Annotated in this window: 5 protein-coding genes; 1 reads left to right on the top strand and 4 read right to left on the bottom strand. The window is 68.6% G+C overall.

The window, feature by feature from the left end:
- The 4 genes from AC1DY5_RS43190 to AC1DY5_RS43175 form a co-directional block, all read right to left on the bottom strand.
- On the bottom strand, positions 1 to 309 hold a 309-nt coding region (locus AC1DY5_RS43190), incomplete at its 3' end, for a hypothetical protein (protein ID WP_478120563.1).
- Between the two features lie 10 nt (positions 310 to 319).
- Complete coding sequence (locus tag AC1DY5_RS43185; RefSeq protein ID WP_478120562.1) at positions 320 to 994, bottom strand: glutathione S-transferase family protein; 675 nt, start codon at positions 992 to 994, stop codon at positions 320 to 322.
- Complete coding sequence (locus tag AC1DY5_RS43180; RefSeq protein ID WP_478120561.1) at positions 991 to 2619, bottom strand: (2,3-dihydroxybenzoyl)adenylate synthase; 1629 nt, start codon at positions 2617 to 2619, stop codon at positions 991 to 993. Before AC1DY5_RS43180 ends, AC1DY5_RS43185 begins: the two co-directional genes overlap by 4 nt.
- A gap of 16 nt (positions 2620 to 2635) precedes the next feature.
- On the bottom strand, positions 2636 to 3775 hold the full coding sequence (locus AC1DY5_RS43175) for an FAD-dependent monooxygenase (RefSeq protein WP_478120560.1): 1140 nt from the start codon (positions 3773 to 3775) through the stop codon (positions 2636 to 2638).
- A 99-nt stretch (positions 3776 to 3874) separates the two neighbouring features.
- Here AC1DY5_RS43175 and AC1DY5_RS43170 point away from each other — a divergent pair.
- Positions 3875 to 4490: NAD(P)/FAD-dependent oxidoreductase (locus AC1DY5_RS43170; protein ID WP_478120559.1), on the top strand; the 616-nt coding region annotated here is incomplete at its 3' end.

The following is a 4490-nucleotide window of genomic DNA, read 5'->3' as shown; positions in this document are numbered from 1 at the left end:
CAGGACGCAGCTGGCGAGCCAGGTGGTGCGTTTCAGTGCCCGCATGCCTTCGAGGCCGAGGCCGAGCAACGCGGCGGCGGCGTAGATCCAGGGCAATTCCCCGGTCAGGCTGTCGGGCCACAGCTGCCAGCCGAGCACCCAGGCAGAAGCGACGATGATCGCCGCTGCGACGCCCGACGCGGCCCAGCGCCCGCCGTGGACCTCGCCCAGGCCCGCGCGCACCAGGCCGGCGCGCAGCAGGCCGGTGGCAGCGAACGACAGCATGAGCGGCAGAGCGAGGCTTTCGAATAGGGGGTGATGGAAGTCCATGCCGGCAAGCTCAGGCCGGCCGGGTGGAGGTCGACGGCGAGACGTCTTGCGCCACCGCCGCATCGTGCTGCGCGGCAAGCGCGCGCCGGAAGCCCTCGCGCTGCTGCAGCCGCTCCCAGTAGGCTGCCACCGCGGCTGGAAAGCGCGGCACCAGGTCGAGCTCGTTGGCCAGCATCAGGGCATAGCCGACCGAGATGTCGGCCACGGTGAAGCGGTCGGCGGCGAGGAACTCATGCTGCTGCAACACCGCGTCGATGCCGCGCAGCCGGGCGATGAACCACTTGGCGTAGTCGTCCGCTGCCTGCGGCAGCTTGCGTTCGTCGGGTTCGAAGCGGCCGTAGCGCAGCACGATGGTCTGCGGGAAGGTCAGCGTCGCCTCGCCGTGATGCAGCCAGTTGAGCCAGGCGCCGAAGCCGGGCTCGACGGGCAGCACCGCGAGCCCGTGTCGGTTGTCGGGGTCGAAGCGCTGCGCCAGGTACTGGCACATCGCGGCCGACTCAGTCATGCGCGTGGCGCCGTCGAGCAGCAGCGGTACCGTGCCGAGCGGATTGAGTTCGAGGTAGCTGCGCTGCAGCGCGCGCGGCGGAAAGGGCAGCATCCGCAGCTGGTAGGGCGCACCCAGTTCCTCGAGCGTCCAGAGCGGACGGAAGGACCTAGCATTGACGCAGTGGTAAAGCTCGATCATGCCAATATCTTCTCCCGCAATTCGCGCTTGAGTATCTTGCCGACCGGGCTGACCGGGAACTCGGTCATGATCTCGAGCCGCTCGGGCAGCTTGAACGAGGCGATCTTCTGCTGCCGCAGGTAGGCGATGAGCTCGTCGAAGTCGAGCGTGGTGCCGGGCTGCAGGATGACGCAGGCGCAGGCTCTTTCGCCGTACACCGGGTCGGGCAGGCCGACCAGCGCCACGCCCTTCACCTGCGGCAGGCCGAAGATCAGGTTCTCGATCTCGTCGCAGCTGATCTTCTCGCCGCCGCGATTGATCAGGTCCTTGCGCCGGCCTTCGGTGAACAGGTGCCGACCGCGCTTGCGCACGATGTCGCCCATGCGGTAGAAGCCGTCGGCCGTGAAGGCCTCGGCGTTCTTCTCGGGTGCGTTGTAGTAGCCGCGAATGGTGTACGGCCCGCGCGTCACCAGCTCGCCGGTCTCGTCGTCGGGCACTTCGCGGTCGTCGTCGTCCAGCACCTTGATCTCGTCGTATTCGCTGACCGGCGCGCCGGAGCTTTCGAACAGCAGGTCCTCCGGGTCGTCGAGCCGGGTCATGTTGATCAGGCCTTCGGCGGTGCCGTAGATCTCCTGGGGCGTGCAGCCGAAGCGGCTGGCCAGGCGCATCCGCAGCTCGGGCGCGAGCCGCGCGCCGCCGTTCTGGATCACCTTCAGCGAGGAGAGGTCGAAGCGCTTCGGCACCTCGCTGTCGAGCCAGCCGGCGATCAGCGGCACCACGCTGGCGATCACCGAGACGCGCTCGCGCTCGACCGTGGCGAAGATAGTTTCGGTTTCGTTGCCGGTCGCGATCACCGCCGTGCCGCCGGCCGCGAAGGTGCCGAGCAGGCCCGGCGAGGCCAGGTTGTAGTTGTGGCCCAGCGGCAGGATCGCCATGAAGACCGTGTCGCGGTCGAAACCGGCGGCGCGGGCGCAGAGCCGGGCATTGAGCACATAGTCGTTGTGGGTGCGCGGGATCAGCTTCGACACCGAGGTCGTGCCGCCCGACAGCAGCATCGTCGAGACCTCGTCGGGCGACGGCCGCACCGCAGCCAGCCGGGCCACCGATTCGCGGTCGGTCACCGAGTCGCCGGCGATCAGCGGGTCGAGCGCGCGCTGTCCCGGCGCCGGTTCGCCAGCGAYGATCAGGTGGCGCAGCGAAGAGAACTCGGCCGCCATTTCGGCCGCCATCGGCCGATAGTCGAAGCGGCCCATCACGTCGGGCAGCAGATAGGCGCTGGCGCCCGAGGCGCGGATGAAGTGGCGCACCTCGGCATGCCGGTGCGCGCGCAGCGCCATCACCGGGATCGCGCCCATCCAGTTGAGCGCGAGGTAGGCGATGACGAACTCCGGCAGGTTCGGCAACTGCACCACCACGCGCTCGCGCGGCTTCAGCCCGAGATCGAGCAGCCCCATGGCGAGGCGCCGCGAGTCGCGCACCAGTTCTTCGTAGCTGATGYGCCGGTCGCCGAAGACCAGCGCGGTCTTGTCCGGCACCGAGCGCATCGTGCGCTCGACCATCTCGGCCACCGTGAGGTCTTCCCACAGGCCGAGCCGGCGGTATTCGGCCGCCGCTTCGGCGGGCCAGGGGACGCAGCCTTCGAGCATCGTGGGTTCCTCCGTTTCAGAAGACGAGTTCGGGGTGCAGCTTCTCGTAGGCCGCCGCGAGTTCGGGGTCGCGCTTGCGCACGTCGGCATGGTCGACCCGTCCGCTGCGCGTGACGTAGTCGTAGGCGAAGGAGATCGGGTCGAGCGGCAGCTTGGGACCGAGCTTCTCGTACCACTCGGTGCTCTTGATGGCCGCCTGCTGCAGCGAGTCGGAGCCGGGCTGGCGGATCCGCACGAATTCCTCGAGCATCTTCGGCACGTCGGGCCCGCAGGTCTTGAAGGCATCGAAGAGCGCGATCGAATCCTGCATCGCGAGCCGGGTGCCGGAGCCGACCGACGGATGCCCGGTGCGCAGCGCATCGCCGATCAGCACGATGTTGTTCCAGTGCCAGCGGCGGTTCTTGACGATCGTGTAGCGGAACCAGTTGGACTTGTTCGACAGCAGCCGGTGGCCCTGCAGGTCGTCGGCGAAGACCTTCTCGCACCAGGCCAGGCTGTGCGCCTCGTCCATCCGGTCGAGGCCGGCCCGGTGGAAGGTGTCGGGGTCGACTTCGACCAGGAAGGTGCTGTGGGTGCGGCTGTAGCGATAGGTGTGGGCGATCGCGAGGCCGTCGGGGTTCTGCCGGAAGATCAGCGACAGCGGGTCGAACAGCTGCGTCGTGCCATACCAGGCGAGAAGGTTCGGCCGCTCGTCGAGCGTGGGGCCGAAGTGCTCGGCGATGCGGGTGCGGATCGCGCTGTTGGCGCCATCGGCAGCCACGACCAGGTCGGCATCGGCGAACTCCGCGACATCGTCGAGGCGGCGCTCGAATTCGATCGCGACCCCGACCTGGCGGCAGTGCGCATGCAGCGCCTTGAGCAGGTCGATGCGCGCCATGCGATGGAAGGTGTTGTGCGCCAGCTTGACCTGCACGCCGCGGTGCACCACCGCCATCTCGTCGAACACCTCCTGGTTCTCGGTCATCGAGCGGTAGAGCTCGGGTGCCAGCTCGCGCACGAAGGCCAGGGCCACGTCGGAAAACACCACGCCCCAGCCGTACGTGGCGTTCTCGGCATCGCGCTCGAACACGCGGATGTCGTGCGACGGGTCGTCGCGCTTCATGAGGTAGGCGTAGAACAGTCCCGCGGGGCCGCCGCCGATGATGCGAATCTTCATCGTCTGGTCTCTCTCTGCTTTGAATTCCCCGCCTGCATCCTAAGGCTACAGTCACGGGCACGACCGCATCATTGTGCGGATCGACGACAGGAAAAGTGCATGAATTCGAACATCGTGATCATCGGCGGCGGCCATGCCGCCGCCCAGCTGTGTGCCGGCCTGGCCGAGGCCGGGCAGGGCGCGCGAGTCCACCTGGTCAGCGAGGAGACCGCCGTTCCCTACCACCGGCCGCCCTTGTCCAAGACCTTCCTGAAGAGCCCGGACGAGCAGCTGCAGCCGCATCGGGCCGAGGCCTGGTATGCCGAATCCGGCATCACGATGCACCTGGGCGACCCGGCGTTGGCGATCGATCGCGCCGCGCGCACGGTCACGCTGCGTTCGGGGGCCGTTCTCGGCTGGGATCGGCTGGTGCTCGCGACCGGCACCCGCGCCCGTCGGCTGTCGACGCTGGCCGGGCTGACCAACGTGGCCCTGCTGCGCGCCGCCGACGAAGCGGCGCAATTGCGCGCCTTGCTCACTGCGGCTCGGCATGTGACGGTGCTCGGCGGTGGCTTCATCGGGCTCGAGGTGGCGGCCACGGCACTGGCGCTCGGCAAGCAGGTGCGGGTGCTCGAGAGCGCGCCGCGGCTGCTGAGCCGCGCGGTGTCGCCGGAGCTGTCGGCGCATGTGCTGGCGACCCACCGGGCGGCAGGCATGGAGGTGCGCGTCGGTGTGC

The sequence above is a fragment of the Variovorax sp. P4_D9 genome (genome assembly GCF_056401695.1).
Note: the sequence above shows the minus strand (reverse complement) of the source record. Positions and strands in the feature narration are given on the sequence as shown.